16 protein-coding genes and 1 tRNA gene are annotated in these 14,221 nt (G+C 52.9%); 11 read left to right on the top strand and 6 right to left on the bottom strand.

The window, feature by feature from the left end; genetic code table 11:
* Positions 1-360: 360 nt before the first annotated feature.
* From AC2FIM_RS00620 to AC2FIM_RS00605, 4 genes are all read left to right on the top strand, one after another.
* Entirely contained in the window at positions 361-990 is a 630-nt protein-coding gene (locus AC2FIM_RS00620; protein ID WP_496678112.1) for a hypothetical protein, read from the top strand.
* Positions 991-1,490: 500 nt separating this feature from the next.
* Positions 1,491-2,480, top strand: a complete 990-nt coding sequence (locus tag AC2FIM_RS00615) for a hypothetical protein (protein WP_496678114.1) — start codon at positions 1,491-1,493, stop codon at positions 2,478-2,480.
* A gap of 166 nt (positions 2,481-2,646) precedes the next feature.
* Complete coding sequence (locus tag AC2FIM_RS00610; protein WP_496678120.1) at positions 2,647-3,339, top strand: DarT1-associated NADAR antitoxin family protein; 693 nt, start codon at positions 2,647-2,649, stop codon at positions 3,337-3,339.
* Positions 3,340-3,425: 86 nt separating this feature from the next.
* Entirely contained in the window at positions 3,426-4,049 is a 624-nt protein-coding gene (locus AC2FIM_RS00605) for a DarT ssDNA thymidine ADP-ribosyltransferase family protein (RefSeq protein ID WP_496678122.1), read from the top strand.
* 56 nt (positions 4,050-4,105) lie between these two features.
* On the opposite strand, the gene AC2FIM_RS00600 is transcribed toward AC2FIM_RS00605, so the two are convergent.
* Positions 4,106-4,609: a DUF6538 domain-containing protein gene (locus AC2FIM_RS00600; protein ID WP_496678125.1), complete on the bottom strand. Its 504-nt coding sequence runs from the start codon at positions 4,607-4,609 to the stop codon at positions 4,106-4,108.
* Positions 4,610-4,653: 44 nt separating this feature from the next.
* Positions 4,654-4,740, bottom strand: a tRNA-Leu gene (locus AC2FIM_RS00595).
* A gap of 142 nt (positions 4,741-4,882) precedes the next feature.
* Between AC2FIM_RS00595 and AC2FIM_RS00590 the strand changes: the two genes are divergently transcribed.
* The gene (locus AC2FIM_RS00590; protein ID WP_496678127.1) at positions 4,883-5,542 is read left to right on the top strand and encodes a DsbA family oxidoreductase; all 660 of its coding nucleotides are present in this window, start codon (positions 4,883-4,885) and stop codon (positions 5,540-5,542) included.
* A gap of 38 nt (positions 5,543-5,580) precedes the next feature.
* On the top strand, positions 5,581-6,240 hold the full coding sequence (gene lipB / locus AC2FIM_RS00585) for a lipoyl(octanoyl) transferase LipB (protein ID WP_496678129.1): 660 nt from the start codon (positions 5,581-5,583) through the stop codon (positions 6,238-6,240).
* Positions 6,241-6,532: 292 nt separating this feature from the next.
* On the opposite strand, the gene AC2FIM_RS00580 is transcribed toward lipB, so the two are convergent.
* Entirely contained in the window at positions 6,533-7,459 is a 927-nt protein-coding gene (locus AC2FIM_RS00580; protein WP_496678131.1) for a cation diffusion facilitator family transporter, read from the bottom strand.
* 81 nt (positions 7,460-7,540) lie between these two features.
* On the opposite strand from AC2FIM_RS00580, the gene AC2FIM_RS00575 reads away from it, so the two are divergent.
* Positions 7,541-7,954 carry a MerR family transcriptional regulator gene (locus tag AC2FIM_RS00575; protein WP_281972282.1) on the top strand — a complete coding sequence of 138 codons (414 nt, stop codon included), beginning with the start codon at positions 7,541-7,543 and terminating at the stop codon, positions 7,952-7,954.
* Positions 7,955-7,969: 15 nt separating this feature from the next.
* Here the strand turns inward: AC2FIM_RS00575 and AC2FIM_RS00570 are convergent, their stop codons facing one another.
* Together AC2FIM_RS00570 and AC2FIM_RS00565 are read right to left on the bottom strand one after the other, a co-directional pair.
* Positions 7,970-8,389 carry an HIT family protein gene (locus AC2FIM_RS00570; protein WP_496678134.1) on the bottom strand — a complete coding sequence of 140 codons (420 nt, stop codon included), beginning with the start codon at positions 8,387-8,389 and terminating at the stop codon, positions 7,970-7,972.
* Between the two features lie 81 nt (positions 8,390-8,470).
* Complete coding sequence (locus AC2FIM_RS00565; protein WP_496678137.1) at positions 8,471-9,226, bottom strand: glutathione S-transferase family protein; 756 nt, start codon at positions 9,224-9,226, stop codon at positions 8,471-8,473.
* A gap of 188 nt (positions 9,227-9,414) precedes the next feature.
* Here AC2FIM_RS00565 and ctaD point away from each other — a divergent pair, with 188 nt between their 5' ends.
* The 3 genes from ctaD (at position 9,415) to AC2FIM_RS00550 (ending at position 12,363) form a co-directional block, all read left to right on the top strand.
* A complete protein-coding gene (gene ctaD / locus AC2FIM_RS00560) occupies positions 9,415-11,088 on the top strand; it encodes a cytochrome c oxidase subunit I (RefSeq protein ID WP_142634476.1) in 1,674 nt (557 codons plus the stop codon).
* A 139-nt stretch (positions 11,089-11,227) separates the two neighbouring features.
* Positions 11,228-11,827 (top strand): 2-hydroxychromene-2-carboxylate isomerase, encoded by a 600-nt coding sequence (locus AC2FIM_RS00555; protein WP_142634478.1) that lies wholly within the window; start codon positions 11,228-11,230, stop codon positions 11,825-11,827.
* Positions 11,828-11,871: 44 nt separating this feature from the next.
* Entirely contained in the window at positions 11,872-12,363 is a 492-nt protein-coding gene (locus AC2FIM_RS00550) for a DUF2244 domain-containing protein (protein WP_496695061.1), read from the top strand.
* 21 nt (positions 12,364-12,384) lie between these two features.
* Here AC2FIM_RS00550 and AC2FIM_RS00545 read toward each other — a convergent pair whose 3' ends face one another.
* Positions 12,385-12,864 (bottom strand): GatB/YqeY domain-containing protein, encoded by a 480-nt coding sequence (locus AC2FIM_RS00545; RefSeq protein ID WP_142634482.1) that lies wholly within the window; start codon positions 12,862-12,864, stop codon positions 12,385-12,387.
* A 184-nt stretch (positions 12,865-13,048) separates the two neighbouring features.
* Between AC2FIM_RS00545 and carA the strand changes: the two genes are divergently transcribed.
* Positions 13,049-14,215 carry a glutamine-hydrolyzing carbamoyl-phosphate synthase small subunit gene (carA, locus tag AC2FIM_RS00540; RefSeq protein WP_496707868.1) on the top strand — a complete coding sequence of 389 codons (1,167 nt, stop codon included), beginning with the start codon at positions 13,049-13,051 and terminating at the stop codon, positions 14,213-14,215.
* Positions 14,216-14,221: the final 6 nt, after the last annotated feature.

The following is a 14,221-nucleotide window of genomic DNA, read 5'->3' as shown; positions in this document are numbered from 1 at the left end:
CTGATGCAGAGAAACGCAAGTCAAATGTGGGGCTAATCGCCCGTCAATTCCTGATTCAAGATCTGCTAGCTGAACACAACGTTATGGGCAATTCGAAAGCGCAGCCAACTCCACACATACGTGGAGGCTAGAGGGTAACGGTCTTTCGAAAATGCCATTGAAATGCTTGTTCAGTTCTTCTGGCAGAGCGGAAATGTGCTGATGGCGGGCTTGTCGAAGTGTAGCTTTCGGCACACGGCCCAACTTTTCCGATTTGTATAGCCGCTTCGATGCAACCGGGCATCGCTATCATTCGCAGCGGACACACAAACTGATGGATTCTGTTCGTAGAATGTTGCTAAGGTGCACACAATCAGAAGTGTGCAAGGCAAATCAGGCAACAATATGTGGAACTGGGATCAAGGGCGGCTCGACTATTTCCAATTCGACAATTTGAAAAAAATTGCCCGTTTTGCACTCAAAAACGATCTGCGGCAAGCCGGGCGTGACAAACTTGTACCCGCGACTGGATTACCGTTTCTACCCGAGCATTACCATCCTTGGCGAAATTACAGCCGCGTCTTCCGTCTTTCCATGATTTGTGCTCAGAAAGGATCCGGTTCAGAAGCGACCCCAATTGCAAAACTTCTTGCTTCTGATGGCTCAATCACAACTGATGAGTACTTTCATTTCCTGGCGGAAGCGACAACGGATCCCTCCCCCGCTCTACAGGGGTGGGACAGTACCGCTGCGCTTCGTTATCCTTTGCTATTTTCCTTAAAGTTTTTGCTGGCGCGTTGCGCTTTAGGGTTTGATACAACCGATATCTCTCAGATTGCAGGCTCATACGAAAAGTCTGGCTTTGTTGGAGATGAAGACCAATCTGCATACATCAAATTGGTCAAAGCAGACCACGACATGACTTCCGTTCCTCGCCAAGCAGCCGAGAGTATCCAAGTCATCGCCCAGATATCCTACTTGTCCTTGGATAGCCGATCTTTCTGCTCATAATAATTCCTTTGTTCGTTTTTCATCTAGAACTTAGCTGGAAATTGTTAAATTGGATTGAACGTAACCCTAGCTGGACACTTTGCTCCGTTTTTTTTGATTGCTCGGCCTGTTGCCTAAGGGTCCACTCAATTTTGACAACGAGGAACATCAGCGGTTGCAGTCAGGCCACATACTAGCCGAGGCTGCTCTCAGGTCTGAGACTATAATCGCACCCCTTGGAGTAATTCAGCCTAAGTGGAATTTGGGCTACCGTGTGTGCCCATGTGCTTTTGGCTCTGCGTCGATTTCCCGTTCGCGGCATCTTTGGCGGAAAATAACAAGAAGAGGGCACCTCTTCGCAGTCATCGTGGCGAGGTATTCATACATACAACCCTGATTGAACCTTTAGAAACGCAATTGAGGCAGGCTGATAGTTGAGATCGAAGAGGCTACTAAAACTATTACTTTCCATTTTGCTTGTAGGTTCTATTGCCGTTACGGGACTGAACCTTTGGCAAATCGTGAGTAATCCAGCCTCTACCCTTTTGGTAGAGCGCGGGTTGGAAGAGTTGCAAATACAATATGAAGTATCGTTGTCCAAAGCGGCTTCACCTAAACTAATCGAGCAAAGGCTAAGGGCCAGATTGAGTGAAGCACCAAGAGACTGGATAGCAATTGAAGCTCTGCGAGGAGTGGCAGAAGATAAAAACATCCAGTTGAAGGAAGTTACACAAGAGCAAATCCAAGCAGCGGAATCCGAAGACTTTGGGTTTTTCAAGACATCTGGGAAGTGCTTGAAATGTGCTTGGGATGCTGCGCAGTGCGAACTATCCGCAGTTTTGTTTTGCCAAGTACCTATAGCTCTTACTCCAATCGGGGATGTAGGCGGTGTTGTGAAGGGAGGGCACGCTTACTACACGGGTCAAGACGTGGATGAAGTTGACGTCATTCTGTCGGTGGTTGGGCTTACAGCGGTCGCAGCTGCTTACCCTTCCGCGGGCACGTCGCTGTCGATTAAGGCGGGCGCCGGGATGGCAAAACTTATGAACTCAGTCGGTGCTTTGCCTACCAGTATCAGAAAACAGCTCGTCCGCTCCGTTGAGGAAGGGGTCGAGTGGAACCAGGTGAAAAGTGCCCGAAGTACTGAAGACCTTCGTGCACTGATAAAACCGGCTGTGTTGAATGAAACGGTTGAGATGGTTTCGCACATCGGCAAGATCAGTGGCAGTATGAGTACCATCGACGCGATTTACGTAGTTAAACGGGTGGATGGAATAGAGGATCTCGCACCAATATCCCGTGCTTCAGAAGCTTTAAAAGGAAAGACGGTTGGTGCGATGGAAGTAATGGGAAAAAACAAGTTCATTCGCACCACAATGAAATGGTCCGATGAAGCCGCGTCGTTGCTTTTGGGTCTTGTGGGACTTTTGTCGGCCCTTGTTGGCTTGTTCTGGTCCGTACTAACGTCTGCGATGCTGCGTGCAGCTCGCAGAACCGCAAACAAAAGTTGATCGCTGTATCTGACAGGTTTCCACTCAAGTTTGATAGCCATAGAAATGGGATTTGGTCCCGCAACTTCTCGGTCCGAAACTATCAATCAATTATCCTTGCCGACAGCGTAAAGTGGATATCGAAGTTCTATAGGGGCCGTACAGACTACGAGCAGTGGAAAGAGTAGTGGCAAAGAGATACATTTATGCTCCAGATCTTGCGAAACCTGGCGTCAAGGAAATAGCGCTTGTGTTCGATTGGTATCCAGGTTTTGCCGTAAGCCAGAAGCAAAAATCCATTCTTTCTCTGCACAAGGCGGCAGATGAAGCGGGCTTCCACCCGATCCTCGAAATTTCGAGCAAGTCTGAAAACGACGTCGGGGTGCGCGCAAGCGCGTTCAACTTGTCGTTCTTCACCAAGTCAACTAATCGCAAGGTATCGGTGGAGTCAGCTTTTCAGGGAAGCAAGGTCTTTTCGTTCGCAGGCCCATTCCCTGACATTTACGAGATGACCGCAAGAGAGGCTAAGAAAGAAATTCGTATTCGACAAAGTGGCGATCTCAAAGAGTTTCGTTTTTTTGGCAAACATTTTCCGCTTCGACCGCGAACGTTCTTCTACGACTGGCTATACATCAACACTCTTCACATGGATGTAGAGCTTTCAACGGATATTTGCCATTTTTCCGGCTTCTCGGATATCGAATTCAACCCCGAAAAATCCGTTAACTGCCAAGCATTCTCTGCCGCACTATACGTTTCCTTGCTTCGTTGTGGTGTTCTTGACCAAGCACTGGAATCGGAAAGCTCATTTAAAGATCTGTTGTCAGGTTTCTACGAACGAAGAGAAAGAAACAACCCTCTCCAGAGATCTTTGCTTTGATCATCAAATATCCCTAACAGAAAATAAAATCATGCCATGGTTGCTGCAATCACGAAGAGATCCGCCTTACACAATCAGGATTTTTCATGAACTCCGCAAAGATCCGTAGCGAGTGTCGCCGACGCGGCATCTCAAATTTGTACCACTTTACTCCGATTTCAAACCTTTCCAGTATTCTGGTGAATGGCTTAGTTTCAAGGAGCATCCTTGATGCAAACCAAGTTATCTACACCTACACCGATGATTTACGCTTGGATGGGCAACTCGACGCGGTTTCGTTTTCAATCCATAGCATCAACCAATCAATGTTCTCTCGCAAGCTAAGCGAATTGGACTGCCCATTCGTAGTTCTTGAAGTCGACGCATCCGTACTCTGGACGCACGCTTGCCGGTTTTGCTGGACTAACGCCGCATCATCAGCAATAACGAAACACTCGGGCTACATAGGCGGCCCGTGGGCATTCAATCAAATGTTCGCAGACTGCGCAGTCAGCGCGAGGGATTCTCGTTCCGCCAGGCAATATCACAACACACCCAACAACTTACCAACCAGAAACGACGCTGAGGTTCAAGTTCTGGAACCAATAGAACCAGATCTCATCCGAGATATCACAGTTGCTGACGAGAATGTTCGAATAGCTACAGAGGCGTCAATGAAAGAGGTCGGGCGTGTTCTACCTATAGCAGTAGTCCCTGAGGTGTTCGTTTAGTCCACTCTTCCAAGAACAATTTTTGCACGTGGACTACTATCGCTCAGATTAGTGCTTTAGGCAACACTGATAGGACTGCAAAGACCGGCAGAGAGAAGTTCGCCTGTACGTTCAGAAGGTGTCCTCTTGAGGTACTCCATGAAATCCAGAGCCAACGTCCTGTTGATCTCTGTAACTTCAATGTTCCCCGCGAACGCTTCAAAGCCTTCAAGGTGTTGTCTGTACCTCACCTTTGTGGATTCTTTGATACCGTCCGCTTCGGTTATCCAGCGATGTGCCGTGTCTCTTACGGTATTCCCTTCTTGCGGGTTATGTCGTGCGATCTGCTTAACAATAGGCTCGGGCATAGAACCTTCACCAATCGACGCAAGAATTTCCGACACGACTTCTTTTCGCCTGATCAAAGCCTCAGCTAAGTCCTGCGTTCCGAGACCACGCACGATCTCTTTCTTACCGATGATAGCTTGGTACTCGTTGGGAACTGCGACTCTGACCGCGTATACTTTGCCTCTCTTAAAGAGGCCCTTTGGCACCCGTACATCCATCTCAAAAGGCTCCATTTACCGTTACATTCGGCGAAGAAACCTGTTGAAATCCAATCACTTGGTGCGGTCGAGAAGACTCGAACTTCCACGGGTGTTACCCCACAGCGACCTCAACGCTGCGCGTCTACCAATTCCGCCACGACCGCACTGTTAGTGACTTGGTAGTGGGGCGTATAGACCTTGATGATCAAGATGTGAAGAGGCAAAAATCACGTTGGTTTGAATTCCCATTCGGCGCTCTTATCTTTAACAGGTTGTCGTCCAAATGACCCCGTCAGGAGCCCCGCCATGACCTCGCCCGACCCTCGCCCCATCGTTCAGATCGACATAGTCTCGGATGTGGTTTGCCCCTGGTGCATTGTTGGATTCCGGCAGTTGGATCTGGCGCTCAAACAGCAAAATATTCTGGCAAAGCTGCGCTGGCATCCGTTCGAATTGAACCCAAACATGGCGTCCGAGGGTCAGAACCTGCGTGAGCACATTGCCGAGAAATACGGCTCCTCGACGGAACAAAGCCAAGCGATGCGGGATCGATTGACGCAAATCGGGGCTGACTTGGGCTTTACCTTCGCCTTTGATGAAGAAAGTCGCATCGTAAACACATTTGCTGCACATCAGCTTCTTGACTGGGCTGAGGCTCAGGGTCGCCAGCATCCACTGAAACTGGCTTTGTTCGAGGCCTATTTCACCAAGCAAATGGACGTTTCGAATATTGAAGTTCTGCTTGAGGCCGCGGAAACTGCCGGTCTGGATCGGAATGCTGCGCGCAGGGTGCTTGAATCAGGTGCTCATGCCGCGCCGGTTCGAGAGAAGCAGCAATACTGGACCGGTCGCGGTATTTCCGGCGTTCCCGCAATGGTGTTTGGCGGAAAGTATCTGCTGACTGGGGCGCAGGGGGCGGACACCTATGCGCAGGTCCTGCAGCGCTGTTTGACCGAAGCAGCCTAGGTCTTTCCATCCATGCATCCAGCCGCTAAGGAGCCGACATGGAATGGAAGATTACTGACGGATTGACCGACTATGATGAGGCCATCGCCTTTATGGAGGCGCGCGTGGCCGATATCGCGGCGGGTGAGGCGGATGAGTGTATCTGGCTACTTGAGCACCCTGCCCTGTACACAGCGGGCACTTCAGCCAAGGTCGAAGACCTGAAAGACCCGGACAGATTTCCAGTCCATACGTCAAAACGCGGTGGTGAATACACCTATCATGGTCCGGGGCAGCGCGTTGCTTATGTCATGCTGGACCTGAACAAACGCGGCAGGGATCTGCGCAAGTTTGTAAAGCAGCTTGAGAATTGGGTGATCGCAGCTTTGGCCGAGTTCAACGTGACCGGGCAAATCCGCGACGGCCGTGTTGGTGTCTGGGTGCAACGGGATGACAAGCCGCTGACGCCAGCAGGCGAAAAAGCCGAGGACAAAGTCGCGGCGATCGGCCTGCGATTGCGTAAATGGGTCAGCTTTCACGGCATCTCGATCAATGTCGAACCGGATTTGAGCCATTTCTCTGGGATCGTACCCTGCGGCATCTCGAACCATGGCGTGACTTCTCTGGTCGATCTGGGTCTTCCGGTCGCGATGGATGATGTGGACAACGCGCTTAGAAAAACCTTCGCTGAGGTTTTTGGACCCGCGGGGGCGGATTAACTCGGATCACGAATCGAAAAACAGCCCGGCACCGACTACAATCCAGCCGTCAGATCCGCTCTGTTTCAAAATTTGGAAACAATTCCCGATTGGTCCGTCTGGTTTCCGACGGAATCTAGATAAATTTCACAAATATGAATACTTGGGTCCCATTAACGCCTAGTATGGATTTACCGTTCTAGAGTGAGTGGTGTGTTAAGCCGGTGATCGCAGGTATACCCTGGGAAAACAGGTAAGTGTTTTGGTTACGAGTCTGCCGTTCCGACCCCAAATCGGAACGGCAATTTCTTTTTTAGTGCTCGTGTTTGTCATGTCCAAACCGGGCCAGATGGCCACAAACCTCTTCCCCACTTTCAATTTCAAGCGTTGCATGGCCGATCCCGAACTGATCCTGCAGCGCATTCTTGATGGTTGTGGAAAGCCACCTGGCAACTTCGTCTGCGTGGCTGGTCGCAACCACATGTGCAGTCAGGGCAGGTTCATGCTCCTGCATACTCCACAGATGAACGTGATGGACCGAAACAACGCCCTCGGTGGCCTCGATCATCGAAGCGACCTCTTCTGGGTCAAGGTCGGATGGTGCACCCAACATCAAGACGTGAATGGTTTCGCCAATTTCAGATTTCACATGCCAAAGGATGTAGACCGAGATCAGAATGGTTACGGCGGGATCCACCCATGTCCAGTTGAACACGATGACCATGGTCCCGGCGACGATCACTGCCAACGAGCCCAATGCATCTGCCACATTGTGCAGAAAGGCCGCCCTGATATTCATACTGTCCTTTGCCATCGAATAGGTCAGTGCAGCCGTGATCAGATCGACGATCAGGGCCAGCGCTGCGATCCAGACGACGATCCAGCCATTCACCGGTTCGGGCTCGATAAACCGCATGACACCTTCGTACATCAGATAAACGGCAAGAACGACAAGAGTGGTGTAGTTAACAAGAGCGGCCACAACCTCTGCCCGACCATAACCAAAGCTCATCCGTGGATCTGCCGGGCGTCGCGCAATCTTACGAGCGAAAAACGCGATGATCAGCGCGATGGCATCTGAAAAATTATGCAAGGCATCTGCGATCAAGGCCAGTGAGCCAGACAAAATGCCCCCCACTATTTGTGCAAGCGTCAATACCATATTGACGCCGATCGCTCCGACCACCCTCCGGTCACCGGCATTCGGATCAATGTGAGAGTGGGTGTGGTTATGTGACATGGCAGATCAGATCCTTGTTTTGAACTGCCATCTTATGTAATTCCTCTAGTCACTAGAGGTTCAAGAGGCAAAAAGCACAAAATGTACTCAATCGGAGATTTGTCGCGGCAAACCGGGGTCAAGGTGCCCACGATCCGTTTCTATGAGGAAAAAGGCTTGTTGGCCAAACCGTATCGGACGGCGGGCAATCAGCGCAGATATGACGAGACTGCTCTGAAACGCCTCCAATTTATCCGCCACTCGCGTGATCTGGGCCTGCCTTTGCCGGATGTCGAGGCGTTGCTTTCTTTGGAAGGGGCGCAGGGGGCGGATCTGGACCATGTTCATGAAATCGCGGATCGTCAGCTGACTGAACTGCGCAACCGGATAACATTGCTGCGCAGCCTTGAGGCCGAACTGGAACGCATCACAGCCGCCTGTGACGGCACCCACGACCATGTATGTGAAGTGCTGAACGCGTTTGGCGACCATAGCAAATGCCTTGGATCGCACTGATCCTGTAGCGGGTGATCAGGCCAGCGCGTCTTTGATTTTACCGGCGTTTTTAGCGATCAGGTCAAAATCACCCATATTGCCCGGCGGTCGCATCGAAACGCCTTCGTGCCGCGGCAAAACGTGGAAATGCAGATGAAACACTTCTTGCCCACCTGCAGCCTCGTTGAACTGTTGGATGGTGACACCATCCGCACCAAACGCCGCTTTCACCGCCTGCGCCATCTTCTGAACCGTTGAGATCACAGAAGCAAGCTGTTCTGGGCTGGCATCCAGCACGTTGCGACAAGGCGTTTTCGGGATCACCAGCAGATGCCCGTCCGTGCGCGGCATGATGTCCATGAAGGCCAGTGTGTCGTCGTCTTCATAGACCCGGTTTGCAGGGATTTCACCACGCAGGATCTTGGCGAAAATGTTATCGGGATCATAGGCAGACATACTCGGCCTCCGTTTGGACGTTTTTCATGAGGTGTTTGTGCGGTGCCGCACCTTGGCGGTCAAGACGCAATGCACATGCGATCAGAGCGACAAAGGTGTTTCCAGAAAATCGCGGTATACCCTGTCCCGATGCAACAGCAAACCTGCCGAAAGAGTATCCCGTACAGGATCGGATATATGCTCGAAAACCCTTCGGGTACTCAGCCGCATAGCACACAACTCTTCCGGCAACGGTGCGAACAAAGCCATGAAGGCAGCGCAATAGATATCTGCTGCAGTGAGCGTGTTGCCAAACAGAAAATCACCACTTTCTGCGAGCTTGCTACTGACGCGTTTCAATATTCCATCAGCGCGACCGGCAGCCATTTCACCTGCTTCTGTATCATAACCGTATTTCTTGCCAAGATAGTCGGCAATCTTGGGATGGAACCCACCTTCTTGGCCTCGCATACCAGCATGGATTTTCTGAAGCCGCCTTTGCCAGCCCAATCCATTGGGGGCCGCCAGTAAGTCAATGAAGGCGAGAATGTCGGGCGCCATTGATGCTGGCAACAAATCTGGTTCAGGCGCGATTCGTTGTGCCAAGGCGACAATATCGGCCGTTTCGGAAAGCGGTGCCTCATCTTTCCAGAACACAACCGGTGCGCTGTCCGTTTGCGCCCAGATGGTCTGCGCCCGGTCCTGATGGTCCAGATAAACTGGCAGCCAAGGCAGACGTTTTACGTGAAAAATACTCTTTGCGGCTTCGCTCCAGGGGCTTGGCACACCTCCGACAACGATCATGCGTAGCCCGGTGGCCGCCTGAGCCTTTTCGGTCGTCACGTAGTTCAGAACCATCCGGTCTCCTCCATTTGCCGAAAGTTGTGCTCTTTTTCGAAGCCCTGCAACCGGCACCCGCGACAATTAATCTTGATCCAGATCAAACTCGACCATTGAAGGTCGCCCCCACGCAATCTAAAACCAGCAGGAATCCCGCGCGTTGGAGAGGTCCGACAGCGCGGTGTAGTTGCAACAGGAGGCACCTAATGGCAGACGCAGCCATTCATGGTCACGACCATGAAGACCAGCGCGGGTTCTTTACCCGCTGGTTCATGTCGACCAACCACAAGGACATCGGGATTCTGTACCTGATCGTCTCGGCCCTGGCCGGTCTAATCTCGGTTCTGATGACTGTTATCATGCGGATCGAATTGATGGAGCCCGGGGTACAGCACATGTGCATGGAAGGGTTCCGCTTGTTCGGCAGCGGTGCCGAGCTCTGTACTCCGAACGGGCATCTGTGGAACGTGATGATCACCTACCACGGTGTTCTGATGATGTTCTTCGTGGTCATCCCTGCCCTATTCGGCGGATTTGGCAACTATTTCATGCCGTTGCAGATTGGCGCGCCGGACATGGCGTTCCCGCGGATGAACAACTTGTCCTTCTGGCTCTATGTCGCCGGTACTTCGCTGGGCGTGGCCTCGCTGCTGAGCCCCGGTGGTAACGACCAGCTTGGTTCGGGCGTCGGCTGGGTTCTATACCCGCCGCTGTCGACGAGCGAGGGCGGCATGTCCATGGACCTTGCGATCTTTGCCGTGCACGTATCGGGCGCCTCCTCGATCCTCGGCGCGATCAACATGATCACCACCTTCCTGAACATGCGTGCTCCGGGCATGACCCTGTTCAAGGTGCCGCTGTTCAGCTGGTCGATCTTCATCACCTCGTGGCTGATTCTTCTGTCGCTGCCGGTTTTGGCAGGTGCGATCACCATGTTGCTAATGGACCGCAACTTTGGTTTCACCTTCTTTGATCCGGCCGGTGGTGGTGATCCAATCCTGTATCAGCACATCCTGTGGTTCTTTGGCCACCCAGAAGTGTACATCGTAATCCTACCTGGATTTGGCCTTATCAGCCACATCATCGCGACCTTCTCGCGCAAGCCAGTCTTCGGTTACCTGCCGATGGTTTGGGCACTTATTGCGATCGGTGTACTGGGCTTTGTCGTGTGGGCACACCACATGTACACAGTTGGCATGTCGGTCCAGCAGCAAGCCTACTTCATGCTGGCAACGATGGTCATCGCGGTTCCCACCGGCGTTAAGGTCTTCTCGTGGATCGCCACCATGTGGGGCGGCTCGATCGAGTTCAAGACACCGATGCTGTTTGCCTTCGGCTTCCTCTTCCTGTTCACCGTTGGCGGTGTGACCGGTGTGGTTCTGTCGCAGGCTGGTATCGACCGCGCCTATCACGACACATATTATGTGGTTGCACACTTCCACTATGTGATGTCGCTGGGCGCTGTGTTTGCGATCTTTGCTGGGATCTATTTCTACTTCTCCAAGATGACAGGCCGTCAGTATTCAGAGTTCTGGGGCAAGGTTCACTTCTGGCTGTTCTTCATCGGCGCCAACTTGACCTTCTTCCCGCAGCACTTCCTGGGTCGTCAGGGCATGCCACGTCGCTACATCGATTATCCTGAAGCGTTCGCGCAGTGGAACTATGTCTCGTCGATTGGCGCCTTTGTATCCTTCGCCTCGTTCCTGCTGTTCTTTGGTATCGTGTTCTACGCCTTGTTCCGTGGCGCACGTGAGACCCGGAACAACCCGTGGAACGAATACGCGGATACGCTGGAATGGACCCTGCCCTCGCCGCCGCCCGAACACACGTTCGAGCAGCTGCCCAAGCAAGAAGACTGGGACAAGGGCCACGCGCACTGATCCCTCTGAACCAACAGAAAACCCCGCCAACTTGGCGGGGTTTTTCATTTCTAAGTGGCGTGCCACCGGAAATTCGCCAGATCGGTCAAAATAGGGTACTCTGGTAAAGGCAAAACAATCGGCAACCCCGAGGGTTCATATGCCCGATCTTGATTTCTGGTACTCTATCGGAAGCACCTACAGCTTTCTGACGATCATGCGCCTGGACGATTGGTGTTCTGAACACGATGCGTCCGTCACATGGCGGCCGTTCAATGTACGCACAGTGATGTCGCAGCAGAAGAACATCCCCTTTGCAGGGAAACCCGTCAAATCCGCCTATATGTGGCGCGACATTGAGCGTCGGGCGGCTAAGTACCATATGCACGCCCAGCTTCCTGCGCCCTACCCCATTTCTGACCTTGCCTTGGCAAATCAAGTAGCGCTGTTGGGAATGGAAGAAGGCTGGGGCAAGAACTTTACGCAAATTCTATATCGGATCTGGTTCGAAGAAGGTGTAGAGGCCGGTAGCGAAACCGCCCTGTCCGAAGCGCTACACCGCAGTCAGCAGGATCCCCGACTGATCCTGTCCCGCGCGCGCAGCCCCGACATTGTCGCCGCACTTGAGGCTGAAACACTACGCGCAATCAAGCTGGGCATTTTTGGCGCCCCAAGCCTGGTTGTGGGGAACGAAGTCTTTTGGGGGGATGATCGGCTGGACGATGCCCTATCGTGGGCCCGCGTCGGGCACGTCATCTGAATTTTCAGCGTCGACTCGGACGCGCTTTGGGCTATCTTCCGGCCATGCCCTACAGATGGAATCAAACCACCACATCAGAACTTGAGCTGCGCTTGTGGCCGCATAACTCACTGCCGCGTCCTTGGGCGGTGCGAGTTGTGTTTGGGGTCTTTCTATTCGGGCTGATCCCACTTTTGGCCGTTCTTGGCTCGGCCTTGCTTTGGGGGTTGCTGCCCTTCCTGCTGCTAACAGTAATTGGCCTTTGGCTGGCGCTCCGGTCAAACTATCGGGCCCGTAGCATATTCGAAGTCCTGACGCTGACCGGAACACAGGCGCATCTGATACATCATGACCCGCGACGGGGGCAGCAGGAATGGGCCTGTAATCGCTATTGGGCCCGCCCCGAGATCCATCAGAGCGGCGGCCCGGTTCCGAACTACGTCACCCTCAAGGGTGAAGGTCGCGAAGTCGAAATCGGCGCATTCCTGTCCGAGGAAGAGCGGATTGCGCTTTACGATGACCTCAAAGAAAAACTGCGCGAACCAGTCGCGCAGTAAACTTTCAGCATGTCACGGCAGTCAGCCGCTGGCAGCCGCACAAAGCTGATCTTTGACCATGGGCCCAACTTTCCCAAAGTCCATCTGGCCAGTATAGCGTGTCTTGAGCTCGCCCATGACCTTGCCCATATCCCGGATCGACCCGGCACCAGTGGCCGTAATCGCTGATTGGATGGCTTTCGTCACCTCATCGTCGTCCAGTTGCTCGGGCAGGAATTCTTCTATGACTTCTATCTCGCGCAGTTCACGCTCCGCCAGATCGAGGCGTCCACCCTCTTCGTAAGCACGCGCACTTTCCTTACGCTGCTTGGACATTTTCCCTAGAATTTCAAGAACTTCGGCATCACCGCAACCCTTGGCTTCCTCGTTGACCGCAGCACGAGACGCGATATCCCGGTCCTTGATTGCTGCATTGATCAGACGTAGGGTCGACAGACGCTCGGCGTTCTTGTCTTTCATTGCTTGCTTCAGGGCGGAATTCACCCGTGATCGCATATCCATTTAGTTTGTCCATCCCCATGACAAAAGGAACCCCGACCATATCGAAACAAAAAGCGTGATACAACCGGGGGTCTCAACATCTAAGTCATTGATATTGCTCAATAGCCCAAAAATTGAACACACTTGACCCAAGCGCATAACCCCCTTAGGTATGCGCCGATTTACCCTGCAGGAGAGTCGCGCTATGGCCCAGAACGCCCCGTCCAAGCCCACCGCATGTCTGGCTTTGGCCGATGGAACACTGTTCTACGGGGTCGGTTTCGGCGCCACAGGCCAGACCGTGGCCGAGCTGTGTTTCAACACCGCAATGACCGGCTATCAAGAGATCATGACCGATCCTTCTTATGCCGGGCAGATCGTGACCTTCACTTTCCCTCATATCGGAAATGTTGGCGTGAACCCCGAGGATGACGAAACCGGTGATCCTGTCGCGGCCGGAATGGTCGTCAAATGGGACCCAACCGAACCGTCCAGCTGGCGGTCTGCTGAAGAGCTGAAATCATGGCTTGCCCAGCGTGGGCGTATTGCCATTGGCGGTGTCGATACCCGCCGGTTAACCCGCGCAATTCGCCAGCAAGGCGCACCTCATGTGGCATTGGCCCATGATCCTGAGGGCAATTTCGACATCGAAGCTCTGGTATCGGCTGCGCGTGGCTTTGCCGGGCTTGAAGGTATGGATTTGGCGAAGGAAGTGACTTGTGCGCAAAGCTATCGCTGGGATGAGATGCGTTGGGCTTGGCCAGATGGCTATAAACGGCAAGAGGCCCCAGTACATAAGGTTGTGGCACTGGATTTCGGGGCAAAGCGCAATATCCTGAGATGCCTTGCCTCGACCGGGTGCGATGTCACTGTGCTGCCCGCAACGGCCACCGCGGCTGAGGTTTTGGCCCATAGTCCCGACGGCGTATTCCTGTCCAATGGCCCCGGTGATCCAGCGGCTACGGGTGAATACGCAGTACCGATGATCAAAGAGGTATTGGACACCACCGACCTACCCGTATTCGGGATTTGCCTTGGTCATCAGATGCTTGCGCTGGCCCTTGGCGGTCAGACTGTCAAGATGAATCACGGCCACCACGGGGCGAACCACCCGGTAAAAGATCTCGAGACTGGGAAGGTGGAAATAACGTCTATGAACCATGGGTTTGCGGTAGACGCTCAAACCCTTCCCGACGGTGTCGTTGAGACTCATCGTTCGTTGTTTGATGGTTCAAACTGCGGAATTCGCATGACGGGTCGACCGGTCTATTCGGTACAGTACCACCCAGAGGCATCTCCAGGTCCACAAGACAGCTTCTACCTGTTCGAGCGGTTCTCGCATGCGATGGCCGCCCGGAAAGCACAGGCATAATCATAC

Source organism: Ruegeria sp. CDSC052 (genome assembly GCF_059610685.1).
Note: the sequence above shows the minus strand (reverse complement) of the source record. Positions and strands in the feature narration are given on the sequence as shown.

Excerpts from the sequence above, each read along its gene's own strand:
- AC2FIM_RS00600 (WP_496678125.1), bottom strand. The coding sequence starts at position 4,609 with ATGGAGCCTTTTGAGATGGATGTACGGGTGCCAAAGGGCCTCTTTAAG.
- AC2FIM_RS00550 (WP_496695061.1), top strand. The coding sequence starts at position 11,872 with ATGCCCTACAGATGGAATCAAACCACCACATCAGAACTTGAGCTGCGC.
- AC2FIM_RS00575 (WP_281972282.1), top strand. The coding sequence starts at position 7,541 with ATGTACTCAATCGGAGATTTGTCGCGGCAAACCGGGGTCAAGGTGCCC.
- lipB (WP_496678129.1), top strand. The coding sequence starts at position 5,581 with ATGGAATGGAAGATTACTGACGGATTGACCGACTATGATGAGGCCATC.
- AC2FIM_RS00605 (WP_496678122.1), top strand. The coding sequence starts at position 3,426 with ATGAACTCCGCAAAGATCCGTAGCGAGTGTCGCCGACGCGGCATCTCA.
- AC2FIM_RS00580 (WP_496678131.1), bottom strand. The coding sequence starts at position 7,459 with ATGTCACATAACCACACCCACTCTCACATTGATCCGAATGCCGGTGAC.
- AC2FIM_RS00590 (WP_496678127.1), top strand. The coding sequence starts at position 4,883 with ATGACCTCGCCCGACCCTCGCCCCATCGTTCAGATCGACATAGTCTCG.
- AC2FIM_RS00565 (WP_496678137.1), bottom strand. The coding sequence starts at position 9,226 with ATGGTTCTGAACTACGTGACGACCGAAAAGGCTCAGGCGGCCACCGGG.
- AC2FIM_RS00545 (WP_142634482.1), bottom strand. The coding sequence starts at position 12,864 with ATGGATATGCGATCACGGGTGAATTCCGCCCTGAAGCAAGCAATGAAA.
- ctaD (WP_142634476.1), top strand. The coding sequence starts at position 9,415 with ATGGCAGACGCAGCCATTCATGGTCACGACCATGAAGACCAGCGCGGG.
- AC2FIM_RS00555 (WP_142634478.1), top strand. The coding sequence starts at position 11,228 with ATGCCCGATCTTGATTTCTGGTACTCTATCGGAAGCACCTACAGCTTT.
- carA (WP_496707868.1), top strand. The coding sequence starts at position 13,049 with ATGGCCCAGAACGCCCCGTCCAAGCCCACCGCATGTCTGGCTTTGGCC.
- AC2FIM_RS00570 (WP_496678134.1), bottom strand. The coding sequence starts at position 8,389 with ATGTCTGCCTATGATCCCGATAACATTTTCGCCAAGATCCTGCGTGGT.